This window comes from Sphingomonas rustica, from assembly GCF_039652585.1.
Classification (GTDB): Bacteria; Pseudomonadota; Alphaproteobacteria; order Sphingomonadales; family Sphingomonadaceae; genus Sphingomonas; species Sphingomonas rustica.
Map to the genome: position 1 here is coordinate 15491 of NZ_JBDIZK010000020.1, position 14214 is coordinate 29704.

At 68.3% G+C, this 14214-nt stretch carries 19 protein-coding genes; 6 read left to right on the plus strand and 13 right to left on the minus strand.

Annotated features, from left to right (window positions below; all coding sequences use genetic code 11):
• Positions 1 to 50: 50 nt before the first annotated feature.
• From TPR58_RS22210 to TPR58_RS22240, 7 genes are all read right to left on the minus strand, one after another.
• On the minus strand, positions 51 to 1559 hold the full coding sequence (locus tag TPR58_RS22210) for a terminase (RefSeq protein WP_346248967.1): 1509 nt from the start codon (positions 1557 to 1559) through the stop codon (positions 51 to 53).
• On the minus strand, positions 1546 to 2193 hold the full coding sequence (locus TPR58_RS22215; protein WP_346248968.1) for a terminase small subunit-like protein: 648 nt from the start codon (positions 2191 to 2193) through the stop codon (positions 1546 to 1548). The genes TPR58_RS22210 and TPR58_RS22215 overlap by 14 nt, the downstream gene beginning before the upstream one ends.
• Positions 2190 to 2573 carry a hypothetical protein gene (locus TPR58_RS22220; protein WP_346248969.1) on the minus strand — a complete coding sequence of 128 codons (384 nt, stop codon included), beginning with the start codon at positions 2571 to 2573 and terminating at the stop codon, positions 2190 to 2192. Before TPR58_RS22220 ends, TPR58_RS22215 begins: the two co-directional genes overlap by 4 nt.
• 1 nt (position 2574) lies before the next feature.
• The gene (locus TPR58_RS22225) at positions 2575 to 3120 is read right to left on the minus strand and encodes a hypothetical protein (RefSeq protein WP_346248970.1); all 546 of its coding nucleotides are present in this window, start codon (positions 3118 to 3120) and stop codon (positions 2575 to 2577) included.
• Positions 3107 to 4039 (minus strand): hypothetical protein, encoded by a 933-nt coding sequence (locus TPR58_RS22230; RefSeq protein ID WP_346248971.1) that lies wholly within the window; start codon positions 4037 to 4039, stop codon positions 3107 to 3109. Before TPR58_RS22230 ends, TPR58_RS22225 begins: the two co-directional genes overlap by 14 nt.
• Positions 4040 to 4388: 349 nt before the next feature.
• Positions 4389 to 4592 carry a hypothetical protein gene (locus TPR58_RS22235; protein WP_346248972.1) on the minus strand — a complete coding sequence of 68 codons (204 nt, stop codon included), beginning with the start codon at positions 4590 to 4592 and terminating at the stop codon, positions 4389 to 4391.
• Between the two features lie 11 nt (positions 4593 to 4603).
• Positions 4604 to 4777: a hypothetical protein gene (locus TPR58_RS22240; RefSeq protein WP_346248973.1), complete on the minus strand. Its 174-nt coding sequence runs from the start codon at positions 4775 to 4777 to the stop codon at positions 4604 to 4606.
• Between the two features lie 133 nt (positions 4778 to 4910).
• On the opposite strand from TPR58_RS22240, the gene TPR58_RS22245 reads away from it, so the two are divergent.
• The gene (locus TPR58_RS22245; RefSeq protein ID WP_346248974.1) at positions 4911 to 5381 is read left to right on the plus strand and encodes a helix-turn-helix domain-containing protein; all 471 of its coding nucleotides are present in this window, start codon (positions 4911 to 4913) and stop codon (positions 5379 to 5381) included.
• Positions 5382 to 5609: 228 nt separating this feature from the next.
• Here TPR58_RS22245 and TPR58_RS22250 read toward each other — a convergent pair whose 3' ends face one another.
• Positions 5610 to 6125, minus strand: coding sequence for a hypothetical protein (locus tag TPR58_RS22250; RefSeq protein ID WP_346248975.1), 516 nt, complete (start codon positions 6123 to 6125; stop codon positions 5610 to 5612).
• Positions 6126 to 6416: 291 nt separating this feature from the next.
• On the opposite strand from TPR58_RS22250, the gene TPR58_RS22255 reads away from it, so the two are divergent.
• The 3 genes from TPR58_RS22255 (at position 6417) to TPR58_RS22265 (ending at position 7651) form a co-directional block, all read left to right on the plus strand.
• On the plus strand, positions 6417 to 6740 hold the full coding sequence (locus TPR58_RS22255) for a hypothetical protein (RefSeq protein WP_346248976.1): 324 nt from the start codon (positions 6417 to 6419) through the stop codon (positions 6738 to 6740).
• Positions 6737 to 6883, plus strand: a complete 147-nt coding sequence (locus TPR58_RS22260) for a hypothetical protein (protein WP_346248977.1) — start codon at positions 6737 to 6739, stop codon at positions 6881 to 6883. The genes TPR58_RS22255 and TPR58_RS22260 overlap by 4 nt, the downstream gene beginning before the upstream one ends.
• A gap of 228 nt (positions 6884 to 7111) precedes the next feature.
• The gene (locus TPR58_RS22265; protein WP_346248978.1) at positions 7112 to 7651 is read left to right on the plus strand and encodes an RNA polymerase sigma factor; all 540 of its coding nucleotides are present in this window, start codon (positions 7112 to 7114) and stop codon (positions 7649 to 7651) included.
• 302 nt (positions 7652 to 7953) lie between these two features.
• Here TPR58_RS22265 and TPR58_RS22270 read toward each other — a convergent pair whose 3' ends face one another.
• Together TPR58_RS22270 and TPR58_RS22275 are read right to left on the minus strand one after the other, a co-directional pair.
• Complete coding sequence (locus TPR58_RS22270; protein ID WP_346248979.1) at positions 7954 to 9036, minus strand: alkene reductase; 1083 nt, start codon at positions 9034 to 9036, stop codon at positions 7954 to 7956.
• A gap of 31 nt (positions 9037 to 9067) precedes the next feature.
• Positions 9068 to 9856 (minus strand): SDR family NAD(P)-dependent oxidoreductase, encoded by a 789-nt coding sequence (locus TPR58_RS22275; RefSeq protein WP_346248980.1) that lies wholly within the window; start codon positions 9854 to 9856, stop codon positions 9068 to 9070.
• 465 nt (positions 9857 to 10321) lie between these two features.
• On the opposite strand from TPR58_RS22275, the gene TPR58_RS22280 reads away from it, so the two are divergent.
• Together TPR58_RS22280 and TPR58_RS22285 are read left to right on the plus strand one after the other, a co-directional pair.
• The gene (locus TPR58_RS22280; RefSeq protein ID WP_346248981.1) at positions 10322 to 10909 is read left to right on the plus strand and encodes a TetR/AcrR family transcriptional regulator; all 588 of its coding nucleotides are present in this window, start codon (positions 10322 to 10324) and stop codon (positions 10907 to 10909) included.
• Positions 10910 to 11170: 261 nt separating this feature from the next.
• A complete protein-coding gene (locus TPR58_RS22285) occupies positions 11171 to 11404 on the plus strand; it encodes a hypothetical protein (RefSeq protein ID WP_346248982.1) in 234 nt (77 codons plus the stop codon).
• Between the two features lie 205 nt (positions 11405 to 11609).
• On the opposite strand, the gene TPR58_RS22290 is transcribed toward TPR58_RS22285, so the two are convergent.
• From TPR58_RS22290 to TPR58_RS22300, 3 genes are all read right to left on the minus strand, one after another.
• Positions 11610 to 12203, minus strand: a complete 594-nt coding sequence (locus TPR58_RS22290; protein WP_346248983.1) for a hypothetical protein — start codon at positions 12201 to 12203, stop codon at positions 11610 to 11612.
• 43 nt (positions 12204 to 12246) lie between these two features.
• Complete coding sequence (locus TPR58_RS22295) at positions 12247 to 12456, minus strand: hypothetical protein (RefSeq protein ID WP_346248984.1); 210 nt, start codon at positions 12454 to 12456, stop codon at positions 12247 to 12249.
• Positions 12457 to 13521: 1065 nt separating this feature from the next.
• Positions 13522 to 13905, minus strand: coding sequence for a hypothetical protein (locus tag TPR58_RS22300; protein WP_346248985.1), 384 nt, complete (start codon positions 13903 to 13905; stop codon positions 13522 to 13524).
• Between the last annotated feature and the right edge of the window lie 309 nt (positions 13906 to 14214).

Sequence of the window (14214 nt, forward strand, 5' to 3'; positions counted from 1 at the left end):
CGAAGCGAGGGGGAAGGTTGAGGGGGATGAGTGAATTGAGACGCCCCCCCTCACCGCAACTCCGCATACCGGTCATACCACCCGCCCGACGGGATCAGGCTCGCCGGATCCAGCCGCAGCGGCGTCCGCGGCAGGACCGGCATCGCGAACGTGCACGCCAGCGCATCGGCATCGTCGGGCGAGGCCAGCCCGCGCGATTTCATGTGCGCCTTCTTTTCCAGCTGGATCGTCGTCTCGCCGGCGCCATAGCCATATTCGACGCCGGTCAGATCGTCCTCGACCGCCTGTTCGTCGGGGATGCATCCGCCCGCGGCCAGCCAGGCGCGCATCGACGACCAGATCTCCGACCGCTTGTTGGCGGTCGCGATCCGCACGCCCGCGGCCCATTCCACCGTCCCGCCGGCGCCGCCGAAATTCACCTCGAACACGGTGCGCAGGCCCAGCTGGCGCAGCCGGTCGATCACGCCGCCGCCGATATTGCCGACATCGACGAAGATCGCATCGGGGCGCCATCGCTGCGCCTCGGCGGCGATCTCGCCGGCCAGCGTCATGCTGTCGACCTGATGCCAGCGCCGCCACGGCCGGCTGCGCGCGTCGCGGCCACAGCGGATCGCCAGCGTCGAATGATCGTCGCCGAACCGCGCGCAATCGACGCCGAAGACCAGCGGCTCGCTGGCCAGCGGCATCGGCAGCGGCCGGGTCCGCGCCTCGCGTGCCAGCGCGGCGGGGATGAACTGCATCGACGATGCGCTGGGGAACTGGCCCAGCACGCGCACCTTCACGATGTCGCTGTCGACGCCATAGGTGCGCACCATCTCGTCCAGATAGGGCTTGTTGGTGCCCTCCACCGTGCGGCTGTCGATCGCGGCGGCGTTCCACAAATGGCGGTAGCGGCCGAAGCATTCGCGGAACCGCCCGCTGTTCTGCGTCGGGTTGCCGAACGCGATCCACAATATCTCGGTCCCTTCGTCGGTCAGCGCGCCCTCGATCACCTCCCACACCTTGTCGGCGATGCTCGAGCTTTCGTCGGTGATGATGATGATGCGCTTGCCCTGGTTGTGCAGCCCGGCGAACGCCTCGGTATTATGCTCGCTCCACGTGACGGCGTCGGCGCGCCAGCTCTCCTCATGCCCCTCGGCGCGGGCGAACAGCCCCGACTTGGCGACGCGCCACCAATGGCGGGTGATCGACAAATTGCGCCACTTGACCACTTCGGGCCAGGTCTTGGTGCGCAGCTGCGGCTCGGTATTGGCGGTGATGACGATCCGCGTATCCTCGCACGTGTCCAGCCCCCAGCAGATCAGCATCGCGATCAGCGCCGACTTGCCGATGCCGTGGCCGCTGGCGCGCACCATCCGGAACGGCGAATGGCGGGTCACGGGATTCTCCAGATGGGTTCGGATCGCCGTCATCGCGCCCACCTGCCACGCGCGCGGGCCGGTCGCGCCGGCCAGCGGCCCGCTGCCCCAGGGAAAGGCATAGCGGGCATAGCCCAGCGGATCATGGGTAAAGCCGGCGATGTCGCGCGCCAGCTCGCCTTCGGGATCAGCGCGCCTCATGATCGCCCTCCTCGCGCCGGAGCGCGCCGCCAGCCTGGGCCGCCTCGGTCGCCTCGGCCGCTTCCTCCGCCGCACGCTCGGCCGCGACCACCGCGCGCCGCTCGGCGATCAGCTTCGCCAGGTCGACGCGCCCGCCCTCGGCATCGGCGTGCTTCAGCATCGTCGCCTCGCCATATCGGCGCGGGTCCCATTTCGCGAGCAGCCGCAGCCGCGTGTCGACGCGCAGCTTGGCGCGCTGGATATGGTCGGTGATCGCCACCGGCCCGCCGCTGCCGCGCTCGCGTTCCTTCCAGTCGCCCTCGCTTGCGTCGGCGATCTCCAGCGCTTCCTCGGCCAGCGCGTCATGCCCCTGCACCCGCGCCTGGGCAACGCGCGCGGCAAACCCCTCGTCCGCCTCGATCCAGCGATAGACGACCCACCGCCCCAGCCCCAGCTCGCGGCACAGCGTGCGCAGCGGCACCCCTTCGCTCAGCCCCTGGAGCAGGCGGATCTCGTCGGTCACCCCCGGCCGGGTCGATCGCGCCCCGCGCGCCGGCGTGCGGCGCAACGGGGTGGCGTCGCGGATCTCCACCGCATCCGCCGCCTCGTCGCGCGGGTCCTGCGCCCCGCGCGGCCGGTCGAACGGCCCGCTCATGCCGCCGCCTCGCGGCGCGGCCGGCGATGCGCGGTGCGCGCCACCGTCCGCCCGGCCACGGTACGCGCCAGCGCGTTGCTCAGCTCGCGAAACTCCGGATCGGTCTTTCGCATCCGCCGCGCGACATTGTATCCGCGCACCACCACCGAATGGTCGCGGTTGATCGCACGGCCGATCTGTTCATAGGTCGCGCCCAGATAGTCGCGCGCCGCCCAGGCGACGGCATGGCGCTGTCCCACCAGGATCTCGCCGCGGCCGGGCGAGCGCAGCAGCGCGACCCCCTCGCTGCATCCCGCGGCGGCGAATACCAGCCGGCTGAGTTCGATCGGCACATTGGCGACCTGCGCCAGTGCCTCGGGGCTTTCGTTGCGGTCGATCATGTCACTGGTCCTCGTTCGGAATTGCTGTGTTGGTCTCGGGGGTGGCGGCCGCGGCGATCCGCTCGCGCAGCCAGTCGGGCACCGAGGGCCGGGGCGGCCGGGCGCCGGGCGCGGGCACGTCCAGGCCCAGTGCCTCGATGATGCGGCGCGCCTGCGCCGGGGTGCAGCGCGGCTCGGCGGGGCGTGCGGGCCCGCGCATCCGGGCCAGCGCGCCGGTCACCCGCTGGCGATCGGCCCGGCGGATCCGCCACAAAGGCTCGGCGGTCTCCAGGATCGCGGGCACGATCTGCGACGGATGGGTGCAGCGCCGCCGCGCCGCCTGCGCGCCCGCCGCCAGCAGGTCGGCCGGAATGCCCTGCAACGTGCCCCAGGCGGCGATCAGCCATTCGCGGCGATCCTCCTCGGCCATGCCAGCGGGCGCGCACAGCATCAGGCACGCGGTCAGCTCGCGCCGGAAATCGGTCGGCCCCGCGGGCGCCAGCCGCCCCTCCGCCTCGCTCAGCGCCGCCTGCGCCAGCGGGATCATCGCCGCGTCACCCGCCGCCATCCGTTCCGGCACCAAAGACAGCAATCGCCGCAGCCGCGGTGCGGCCGATGCCGCCGGGATCGCGGCCGTCATGGCGGTCCTGGTGCCGGGCGCGGCGTGCGGTTCGGGGGAATTTCTGCTGGGCGATTCCATTGCCCGGGTCCTCATGTTCGAGTGGATCGACGATCGTTGCCCAGCCGCGCTCGGCCGAGGCGAGCACCAGCCGCCCGGGCGGCCATTCGGCGCAGGCGAACCTGGCGATCAGCTTGAGCTGATGGGCATAGGCGGCGGGGCTGTTCACCAGCCGCTTGCGCCGGCGACAGGCCAGGAAATCCCGCCAGTGATCGGGGTCGACGCCGGGCGGGCACGACCACAGCCGGGGCGGCTCGGGCGGTGCCGGCGGGGGTGCCGGCGGCGCTGGCGGCGAGGGCGGTGGTGCTGGCGGCGGCGGTGGTGCTGGCGGCGCTGGCGGCGAGGGCGGTGGTGCTGGCGGCGGCGGTGGTGCTGGCGGCGCTGGCGGCTCGTCCTCGCTCAGCCCCTCCCCATCCCCCGGACCGGCCTCGCACGCATGCGCGTCCGTGTGTGTATCCGCGGGGTTGGGGTTATTTTTGGGGGTCTGGGGGGGTTTATTAGGGGAAGGGGGTTCGTCCGGGACGGTCCCGTCGCTGTCCCGTCCCTGTCCCGTCTTTGTCCCGTCCCCGTCCCGTCCCTGTCCCGTCCCCGCGGCATCGCCCGGGCATGCGTCGCCATAGCCAAGGTCGAGCTGCCCCGCCTCGTCGCCGCGCTGCCGCGTGCGATAGCGCCGCTTGCGCTCCCGCTCGGCCGTCCGCCGGCGCTCCGACGCATCGTCCCGCGCGACGAGCGCCTCGACGGCGATCGCAATCGCCTCCGGCGTCGCCCCGGCATCGCTCATGGCGCGCACCAGCGCCGCGACGTTCATGCGCCGCCTCCCGCACCGAAGCATCGGGTCGGCCAAAGCAGAGGCGCACCGGTAGAACCCGCATGCAACCAGTTCCCCTCCCGCTCGCGGGAGGGGCTAGGGGAGGGCCTGTCACAGGAACCGGTCGAAAGTGGACAAGCCCTCCCCCGACCCCTCCCGCACGCGGGAGGGGAGAAGATGGCGCCGCCCCCAAATCCTCTCCCGGAGGGAGAGGGGGACCAGCCGCAGGCTGGTGGAGAGGGAGTTGCCCCACACGACCCGCTGCGCGCGTGGACACTCCCTCTCCACCCCGCCCTGCGGGCGCGGTCCCCCTCTCCCTCCGGGAGAGGATTAAAGGCGACCCCACCCCTCACGCCGCCTGCCACCCCAGGTCGCGGCGGATCTTGCCCCACAGCTGCCAGACCCAGCCGTCGTCGACGCCATTGGCCTTGCCCCAGCCGGTGATCGAACCGCCCTCGGCGACATGCGCCGCCAGCGCGGCCTTCTGCGCCTCGACCTTCAGCCGCGCCGCCACGCTGCGCGTGCCCGGCCGGGCAGCGGATTTATCCGTCATCGCAAGGCCGCTCATGCCGCCGCGCTCCCCGGCACGACGCCGCTCCACACCGGGTCGGGATGGCCGCACACCACCCGCCCGCACCGCGCGCACGCGACCCGTGCCACCCGCGCGGCGGCCGGTGCATTCACGCGCCCCTGCCCCGCCGGCACTGCCACCGTCCGCGCCTCGACATGAACCGACATTCCCCAACTCCTTCCAGTTTCGACGGAATTATCCGTATGACGCCCGCCCCGAGCGGACTCGCGCCCGGCACTGCGTCCAATCGCTGCACAATGACGCTTGTGCCGGACACATCCGTCATGCAATGCACAGCTTATGGCGAACGAACTCGATCTCGATCGGATCAGGGCAGTGCTGGCCGCGGCCACCGGACCCTCGGGCGGATATTCGCAGCGCGGCCTGGCCGCCGCTGCCGGCGAGGGGCGCGACTGCGTCGGCGACATCCTCAACGGGCGCAACCGCAACCCGACGATCAAGGTGCTGACCAACCTGGCGCGCGCGCTGGGCGGCGACCTGTCGATCTTCGGCCTGGCCGATGCGCCCGCCCCCGCCCGCCGCGCCGCCGCAGCCCCGGGCCCTAGTGAAGACGATCTGATCGCGGCGCTGCTCGCGCTGCTGCCGGATATGCCGATGGGATCGCCGGACAAACGCGCGCGATTTCTCGGCGAAGGCGTTGCACGCATTCTGAAGCTTCCTCGATCTCGGCCAGCCACCAGCGCTGAGCCGGCCCGGTCGAGCGCTGACGCAGCAACCGCTCCTCCTCGCGCAGCCACCAGCCGAGCTTGATATTCGCGATCGCGCATGCGCGAACGCACCGCACGCACCCTGCCTCGCATGCCGGTTCACTCAGGATCGCTTCGTCACCGCCCACGCGACTCGCCTCGTTTGTTCTTTCTTTGTTCCTTATCGTAGGAAATTTCCTACATGGCAAGCGAAGAGCGATGCCGAGCACCATCGCGCCCGCTTGTCTGCCGGATTGAAATGAACCGGAATGGCGCGATCGTCGCCGGCCGGCTAGTCCTGCGCCGCGTCGCTCTCCGACGGCGCGCGGACATAGCGGTCCTCGGCCGCGGCGCGGCGGTCGCGCGGATCGGCGACCGGACGGGAGTCGCCCGACGCGGCGACCTCGTCCGGGTCGGGCGCATCGAAGCGCTGATCCTCACGCGGCGGCACCAGGTCGGACAGGTCGTCGCGGGCCGATCCGGCGCGGTCCTGCACCGGATCGATCGCGCCCGCTTCGTCATAGACCGGCGCCTGCCAGTCCTCCTCGCCCAGCCAGGCGACGCTGCTGTCCACCGCCGGCACCGCCTCGACCCCGGCGCCGTCGGCGGCATAGGTCGCGACCGGCGCGCCCGCGGGGGTGACGAACGGCGCGGCGGGGATCGGATCGGGCTTCGGCTCGTCCCACGCGGTGGCGACCGGCGCGGCGGAGTAGAAATTGAAACTGCCGCTATCGGCATAGGTCGCCAGGCTGATCCCCGCCGCCGCCGCGATCGCCAGCGTGGTGCCGCTCGCGGCATAGAGTTTCATGCGTGAGGGACGCTTTGCCATGACATGCAAAACGGATGATGGCCGGGTGCGTTCCCGAGGGGCGGCGGAGGGATGCGGTCAGGCCGCGCATTCCTCCCCGTTCGGGCTGAGCCTGTCGAAGCCCGCCCGCGCCACATGGCCGCGCGCTCGTGGAAAACCGCCCTTCGACGGGCTCATGGCGAGCGGCGGAAAGGGATCAGGGCACGGCTTGCGGAAATGCACAGCCGCGCACATTGAATGACGGACATATCCGTCATATATTCGCTCCGTCCCCAACCTCATGGAGCCGCCATGCCGCGCCCGGCCGCCCTGCCCCGCTGGACCCGCACGCCGCGGGCGCGTGCCCTGCTCGCCCGCATCGCCGCCGCCCCGCCCGAACTGCGCACGATCCGGCTCGAGCCGCATCATCGCTGGACCCGTGACGAATGGCTGCGCGAATATGACCGCGACGACGACCGGGTCGAGGCGCTGCGCCGCCTGCGCGCCGCCGCCTTCACCGCCGCCCAGGCGCGTGGCGGCCGCCCGGCCGCGCTGGCGTTCGCCGCCGGACCCGATCTCGACAGCGTGATCGCCGCGGCGCTGGCCGACAGCACGGGCGCGGAGACGCACGCATGAGCCGCCACGATCCCGATCCCGACGCCCGCATCGCCGCGCTGCTGATGCAGGTCGATGCCAGCCTGACGCGCTCCCGCGACTGGATCGCGTCCCGCGGCGAGGCGGAACCGGTGCGACCCGGCGACGAGTGCGCGCGGCGATAGCCGCCGTTCGACAGGGGCAGGGCGAGCGGAGCCTTGCGCCTACGCCCCGCCACCGTTCGGGCTGAACCGGTCGACGCGCCACCCCGCCCGGCGCCTCGACACCCGCCACACCGATGGCATCCCCCGGCCGAATCGGGCACAAGCGCGGCCATGTCGGGGGAAGCATCGTCCAGCGGTCCAGCATGTGCGCGGTGCCCCGCGGCGCCGCGTGCGAGCGGGCGCTGAGGCGTGGCGCCGGCGGGGGGCGATCCCGATGCACCGCTGGTCGCCGCCGCTATGGCCGGCGACCGCACCGCCTTTTCCCGACTGATCGAGCGTCATTACGACCGCATCCACGGCCTGGCCTGGCAGCTGACCGGATCGCGCACCGATGCCGAGGACGTCGTGCAGGACGTGTGCTGCGCGCTGGTCGAGCGGATCGGCGGCTTTCGCGGCGAGGCGAAATTCTCGACCTGGCTGTGCGGCATCACCGTCAATGCCTGCCGCGACCTGCACCGCCGGCGGCGCAGCCGGGGCGGATTCCTCGACCGGCTGACCGTGCTGGCGCGGCTGGGCAAGGGTCCGGACGGGCGCGAGCTGCACGACGCGATGTGGCTGAAAAGCGCCATCGCCCGCCTGCCCGCGGCGTACCGCGAGGCGGTGGTGCTTGTGGCGGGGCAACAGCTGACGCACGCCGAGGCGGCGGCGATCCTGGGGGTGTCGGAAGGCACCGTGTCCTGGCGCCTGCACGAGGCGCGCAAGCTGCTGGCGGGGAAGGACGAGGCGTAGCGGGGGGTGTGGGTGGCCGCTGCCACCGGCGCGGGTCGGGCTCACACAAAGGCACAAGGGCCGTCGGGATCAGGTCAAGACCGAACCGCCTCCATCCGCGACGCGCCCCTCACCCGTCGCCCCGGCTGAAATGCCGGGGTCCACCCATCCTCCCTCCCGGACCCGCGGTGGTGCGGGAGGCGCGCCCCCCCCCGGCGCCTCGACGCCGCCGGCCGCGCGCACCTCGGCTCCGGGATGCGCCGCCCGGTGGATGCCGGCACTTCGGCCGGCATGACGGGTGGGATGGATGACCGAGTTAGCGCTTACCCGCGCATCGTCGGATAGTCGGTATAGCCCTTCGCCCCGCCGCCATAGAGCGTCGCCGGGTCGATCTCGGCCAGCGGCGCGCGCGCCTTCAGCCGCTCGACCAGGTCGGGGTTGGCGATGAACGGGCGGCCGAAGGCGATCAGGTCGGCCTTGTCGTCGGCCAGGTGAGCCTCGGCCAGCGCGCGGTCATAGCCGTTATTGGCGATATAGGCGCCGCTGAACGCCTGGCGCAGCGCGTCATAGTCGAACGGCGCGACGTCGCGCGGGCCGCCGGTTGCGCCCTCGATCACATGGATGAACACCAGCTTCAGCCGGTCGAGCTCGCGCACGATATGGTCGAACTGCGCCTGGGGGTCGCTGGTGGTGATGCCGTTGGCGGGGGTGACCGGCGACAGGCGGATGCCGGTGCGCTCGGCGCCGATCTCGTCCACGACCGCGGCGGCGACCTCGAGCATCAGCCGCGCCCGGTTCTCGACCGATCCGCCATAGGCATCGGTGCGGACATTCGCGCCGTCCTTGGCGAACTGGTCGAGCAGATAGCCGTTGGCGCCGTGGATCTCGACCCCGTCGAACCCGGCCGCGATCGCATTGGCCGCGCCCTTGCGGAAATCGGCGACGATGCCGGGCAGCTCCTCCAGCGCCAGCGCGCGCGGCTCCGACGTATCGACGAAGGCATTGTTCACGAAGGTCTTGGTCTCCGCCCGGATCGCGGACGGGGCGACCGGCGCGCCGCCGTCCGGCTGGAGATCGACATGCGAGACGCGGCCGACATGCCACAGCTGGAGAAAGATCCGCCCGCCCGCGGCATGGACGGCATCGGTCACCTTGCGCCACCCGGCGACCTGATCGTCCGAATAGATGCCGGGCGTATCCTGATAGCCCTGGCCCTGCTGCGAGACCTGCGTCGCCTCCGCGATCAGCAGGCCGGCCGTGGCGCGCTGGGCGTAATATTCGGCGGCGTGCGGGCCGGGCACGAAGCCGGCGGCGGCGCGATTGCGCGTCAGCGGCGCCATCACGAGGCGATTGGCCAGCGTGACCGGGCCAAGCGCATAGGGCGTGAACAGGATGTCCTGCGTCATGATCGTTCCTCGGGTATCGATTGGAGAGGGTTCAGGCGGTCGCGCGATAACGCGCGCCGACATTGGCCTGGTCAAGCCCGCCGAGCACGGCGAGACGAGCGGTGTCGAAATTCCGCCATGCGGCATCGTCGCCCAGCGGCGGGATCGTCACCCCCTCTCGCCGATCGAACCCGACCAGCGCCGCGTCGACCAGGTCGCCGACCGCCATCATCGGCGGCAGCGTCGCCGGATCGACGCCGGCACGCTCCCAGATCTCGGTCCGGGTGCCGGCGGGCAGTACCGCCTGGACATAGACGCCGCGCGGCGTCAGCTCGAGGCTGAGCCCCTGCGACAGGAACTGCATATAGGCCTTGGTCGCGCCGTACACGGTCTGGCCGAATTCGGGCGCCAGTCCGACGACCGAGCCGATATTGACGATCGCCCCCTCGCCCGCCCGGGCCAGTCGCGGCGCTATGGCGTGCGCCAGCCGGGTGGGCGCGACGGTGTTCAGCGCGATCAGCTGCGCCACCCGGTCGGCCGGCTGGTCGACGAAATTGCCGCTCAGCGCGGCGCCGGCATTGTTGATCAGGATGCCGATCCGATCGTCCTCGCGCAGCCGCGCCTCGACCCGGTCGAGGTCGCCGGACAAGGTCAGGTCCGCCTGGACGATGTCCACGACCACCCCGTCGCGCGCGCGCAGCGTCGCCGCCAGCGCCTCCATCCGCCCGACATCGCGCGCGACCAGCACCAGATCATGCCCGCGCGCGGCAAGGCGATCGGCATAGGTGGCGCCGATACCGGACGATGCGCCGGTGATGAGGACGGAAGGCTTGGCAGTCATGGCGGGATCTTTCGAGAACGCCGGATCAGCCGGCTGCTGTGAGCAGGATATATTATGGTCATAATCATTGACAAGGGTTGAGGTGGAAGGTTTCCTTCAAGCATCTGAAATAACATCCTAAATCCTATCCCGGAGGGACAGGGGACCAGCCGCAGGCTGGTGGAGAGGGAGTGTCCGCAAGTGATGGCTTCGAGGCAGGAACACAGGGCGTCGAGGTCGGGATTGTGAGTCGGTGGATGCGGCGATGTGTGCATGCCCCTCTGGCCGCTGCGTTCGCGGATACTCCCTCTCCACCGCGCGATGCGCGGTCCCCCTTTCCCTCCGGGAGAGGATTTAACAGGCTGAATATCCGATATTTTTTCGCGAGATCTTCAGCATGGGCGGCCCACCCGGTCGCAAATTATCACTCACCGCTTATATGACGACCGAAATGAAAACGCGGCACCGGTCCGCGCGGAGAGTCGAATGAAAGTGTCACGCGAAAAGGCGCGGGAGAATCACGAGCGGGTCATCGATACCGCGGCGACTCTATTGCGCGAGCGCGGCTATGACGGGATCGGCGTCGCCGACCTGATGAAGGCGGCGGGGCTGACGCATGGCGGCTTCTATCGCAACTTCGCGTCGAAGGACGACCTGCTGGTCCAGGCGACCCGCCATGCGCTGGACACCAGCCGCGACGTGCTGGCCCAGGCGCAGGCCGAGTCACCGGAGGCGACGTTCCGGGCGCTGGTCGAGCGCTATGTCTCGTCCGCGCATTGCGACGATGCCGGCGGCGGCTGCATCCTGCCCGCCCTTGCCGCCGATGCCGCCCGCCGCGACGATCCCGCGCTGCGCCAGGTCTTCGCCGACGCGGTCGCCGCCTATCTGCGCCACTTGGCCACCCTCGCCCCGCCCGCCGGCACCGACGGCACGCCCCCGCGCCCGCCCGCCGCGATCCTGGCCGAGATGGTCGGCGCGGTCGTGCTGGCGCGCGCCCTTGGCGAAGGCGAGGCATCGCAGGCGCTCCTGGACGAGGTGGTCGATGATCTCGCGGGGAAGGCGCCGCGCGGCTGAGCCGGCCTCCGCACCTTGCGCCCGGGCGGATGCCGATTGACCGGACGGCCACGGGGACCCTACCCCCCAGCCGGGACGCTGGAGGGGGATGACATGGGGATTTTCGCGACACTTGGCCTGCTGGCGGCACTGCCCGTCGTCGTCGCACAGGACACGGGGAACAGATGGATGGTCGAGCCGGCGGTCGCCGACCGCGGCGAAGTGCTGTAACTTCAGCTGGGACCGGGGAAGTCCTATCGCTTCGAATGCACCGCCGGTGACATGACCGTTACCCAGACCGGGCTGACACAGCTTCACGACCTGAACGGCCAGCAGATCAGCGACGGCCCCGACGCGGTCATGCCCGAAGGTGCGGCGAAGATGGCGCCGTCCAGCGGCAAGGGCTCCCAGTTTCAGCCCGCTCGGGCGGTGAAGAACCCGGCCGAGGGATTGGACCTGACGATCCGCGTGGCAAAGGACGACAAGATGCTGAACGCCATGCCGAAGAGCAGATGATGTCCCTGTTCACGACCGACTTCACCACCGCGGTCGTGATGTCGGATCAGGGAGGCAAGGTGTGGAAGGGCTTCCTGACCCGCTGCCGAGGGCGGTGATTGAGGTACGGCTGCGCGCGGCTTGCAAGCCGTAAGGAATCAAAGGATGAGACCGTTGGAGAAGCTGGTAGCTTGATCCACGAACTCCAAATCTGAGCTACATAAGCTTAGGAAGCTACAGTTAGTATCCTAACCGCCTCATCATAATAGTCGTCTAGAGCAACTTCAATAAGCCAATCTGGCAATCCAAATCGCTGAGCAACCTCGGGTCTAATTGCACGACCTTCTGCGATTTCCGCAGCAATGGAGTCCCTAAGGGGCTTCGGGCACAGCACTAAGATTGCCATCCACCTAGCTCGATTTTCTGCATCGATCGCTAGATTAGGCTTATCCAGCGGAGCATTCTGCAAGTCCTTTAGAAACTTGACAAATTTCTCTCTGCTATCGATCCGAGTTTCGACAGGGTCAAAAACATGCATTAACTCTTTTGTAAGCGCAAATAGCAACTCAGCAGGATCGTGATCCAACGCAGAACAATAGCTAATATCCGCTACTAGAAACTCGCCATCATAAGCGCTTGTCCGATCATCGAACAGCATAAAGTGAGCTTCGCGCTTCGGCGGGTGATAAGTTTGACGCCAAACCTTCACCTCTTGGACGTCATTAAGCCCACCGTCAATTGCTTCACGGAGAAACTCAAAACCAAGCGGCTTGTCTAAGGTCTTTCCGAGAACGAGCTCGTAAAATTGCTTGAACTGCATAAAGCGCGCGCGACAACCCTGTGAGTAAGGCTGCCGCGCTACATCAAGCCGAAAGAGACGTCAAATACTCGTCAACATTAACAATCTCACGGGCGCGACCCGCGCGAATTTGCGTCTCTGACAAAACAATTTGTTCAGCGAGATGCTCGGCTGACAGATTGGGCTCCCCACCGCACAGGAAGCGGACATTTACAAGAACGCGCTCAGCATTGCCAAACAGCAACTCGGCGGCGCGATCGATGGCACTCGTCATCATACACCTTCCAGGTTTGCCCTTACGGGCAACATGCTGCCGTAACTTGATCCTTGCCACCCCTCGGCTTGAGGCGACCGGAGCGGGCTGACCGAACACCAACCCTGTTGCGACATATCGCAGTTACCGTTTAAACTCTTGACAGACCGGAAATGTCCCGTTCCTCATTCGTTCTCGGCAGCGATTTCTAGCTATATAATTACTCTATCCACAGGTGCGCAATCGTAAATGCGACGAAACGAGTGGCTTGGAGGCCCAAACAGGTCCGTTTGCGGTTGACTTGATTCGCAAATCGGCTAAGGGCGCACCGCCCCTGCCCTGATGCTGATATAAAGTCAATCGTAAATTCGAGGCCCTCACAAAAATTTGCGAATCACATTTTTTCACGTGCGTTCGATAAATGTTCCCCCTCAGCATACGCTGCCCGCCTTATTTTCGATTTAATCAATCAACCACAACAACTGGGCATAGCCACTGGGCATGCACAAAACTGATAGATTGGTCCAGTGGTTAAGGCCTTGTACGGGAAATCGATAGAGAACTAACCCGTGGCATGAGAAATGGCCGCGATGGGGCCTCCAGCAACTAGGAACCGACTGAGCGGCCGACTTGCCGCCTGCCAGTTGTTCAGCTCGATCGCCCGCCGATTGTCGCAGACATGCTGCCGCAGTTCAGCAAAGCAACGGAAGCGACATGATATCACTGTTCACCACCGGCCCCAGCGTCGCGGTGACGCTGCCGCTTCGCGACCGCAAGATCTGGCAGGATTTCCTGAAGCGTTGCCGCGCCGCCCGCTGAGGCTTGGCGATCGGTCGAGGACGCAGGGCGAATGAACGCTCACGGGTCTCGGCCTCGGTCGTCTCCGGGGCGCGGGGCCTGACCCCGCCATAGTCGATCCATCGCCCCGGCCGAAGTGCCGGGGCATACTTATCCTCCATCCCGGACTGGCGGCGGCGCGTGACGTGGCCTGGCGCGGTTCGACTTGGAGGTTCGGGACAACCTCGGCTCCGGGAGGTGCCGCACGGTGGATGCCGGCATGGCGGCGGCTTGGGTGGCGGGGCGGGGTCAGCACGGGACGTGCCACAGAACACCTTGTCCGGCGTCGCTGTAGCATTGTTTAGCGAGCCGCCGTCGGACTTCGTCGTTTCGCGGGACGCCATAGCCCCAGCCGCCATCGAAGAATGGGATCGTCGTCACCTCGACGCCCCAATTGTGGACGGTCACCGACTCCGGCTCGAAGCTGGCGATGACGGGCGGCCAATCGGCACGGGGGACGGATGTCCACGCCTCTGGCGCCCTGATCGGGTGGGTCGTCATCAGCCCCTCTGACTCCGCCTTGATCGCCCGCAGCGTCCACGGGTTCCAGCTCGGGTGGGGACAGACAAGGACCAGCGTGAGCGTCGCCGCGATCGCGACCACGCCAGCGCAGCCCAGTCGGCTAAAGGGCATCGACGTTCTCCAATCGCGCGCTCCACAGATTTGTCAGAAGCCTGCGACATGGGCCGAGATAGATCAATGCCGCATCATTGCCCGAGACGCTCAGCCTTGGGCGCTTGGACGCCAAGGTCCGGATAGACGCCAAGGTCCGGAACGACCTCCGCTCCGGGAGGTGCCGACCGGTGGATGCCGGCACTTCGGCCCACAACTGTCCGGGATTCACAGGTTGAGGGTCATTTGGGGATTTTGGGGCAGTTTTGCTGGCTGGATTGGTGGTGGTTTGGCTCGTCCAGAGAGGTCGAGCCTGCTGAACAGTGCGAC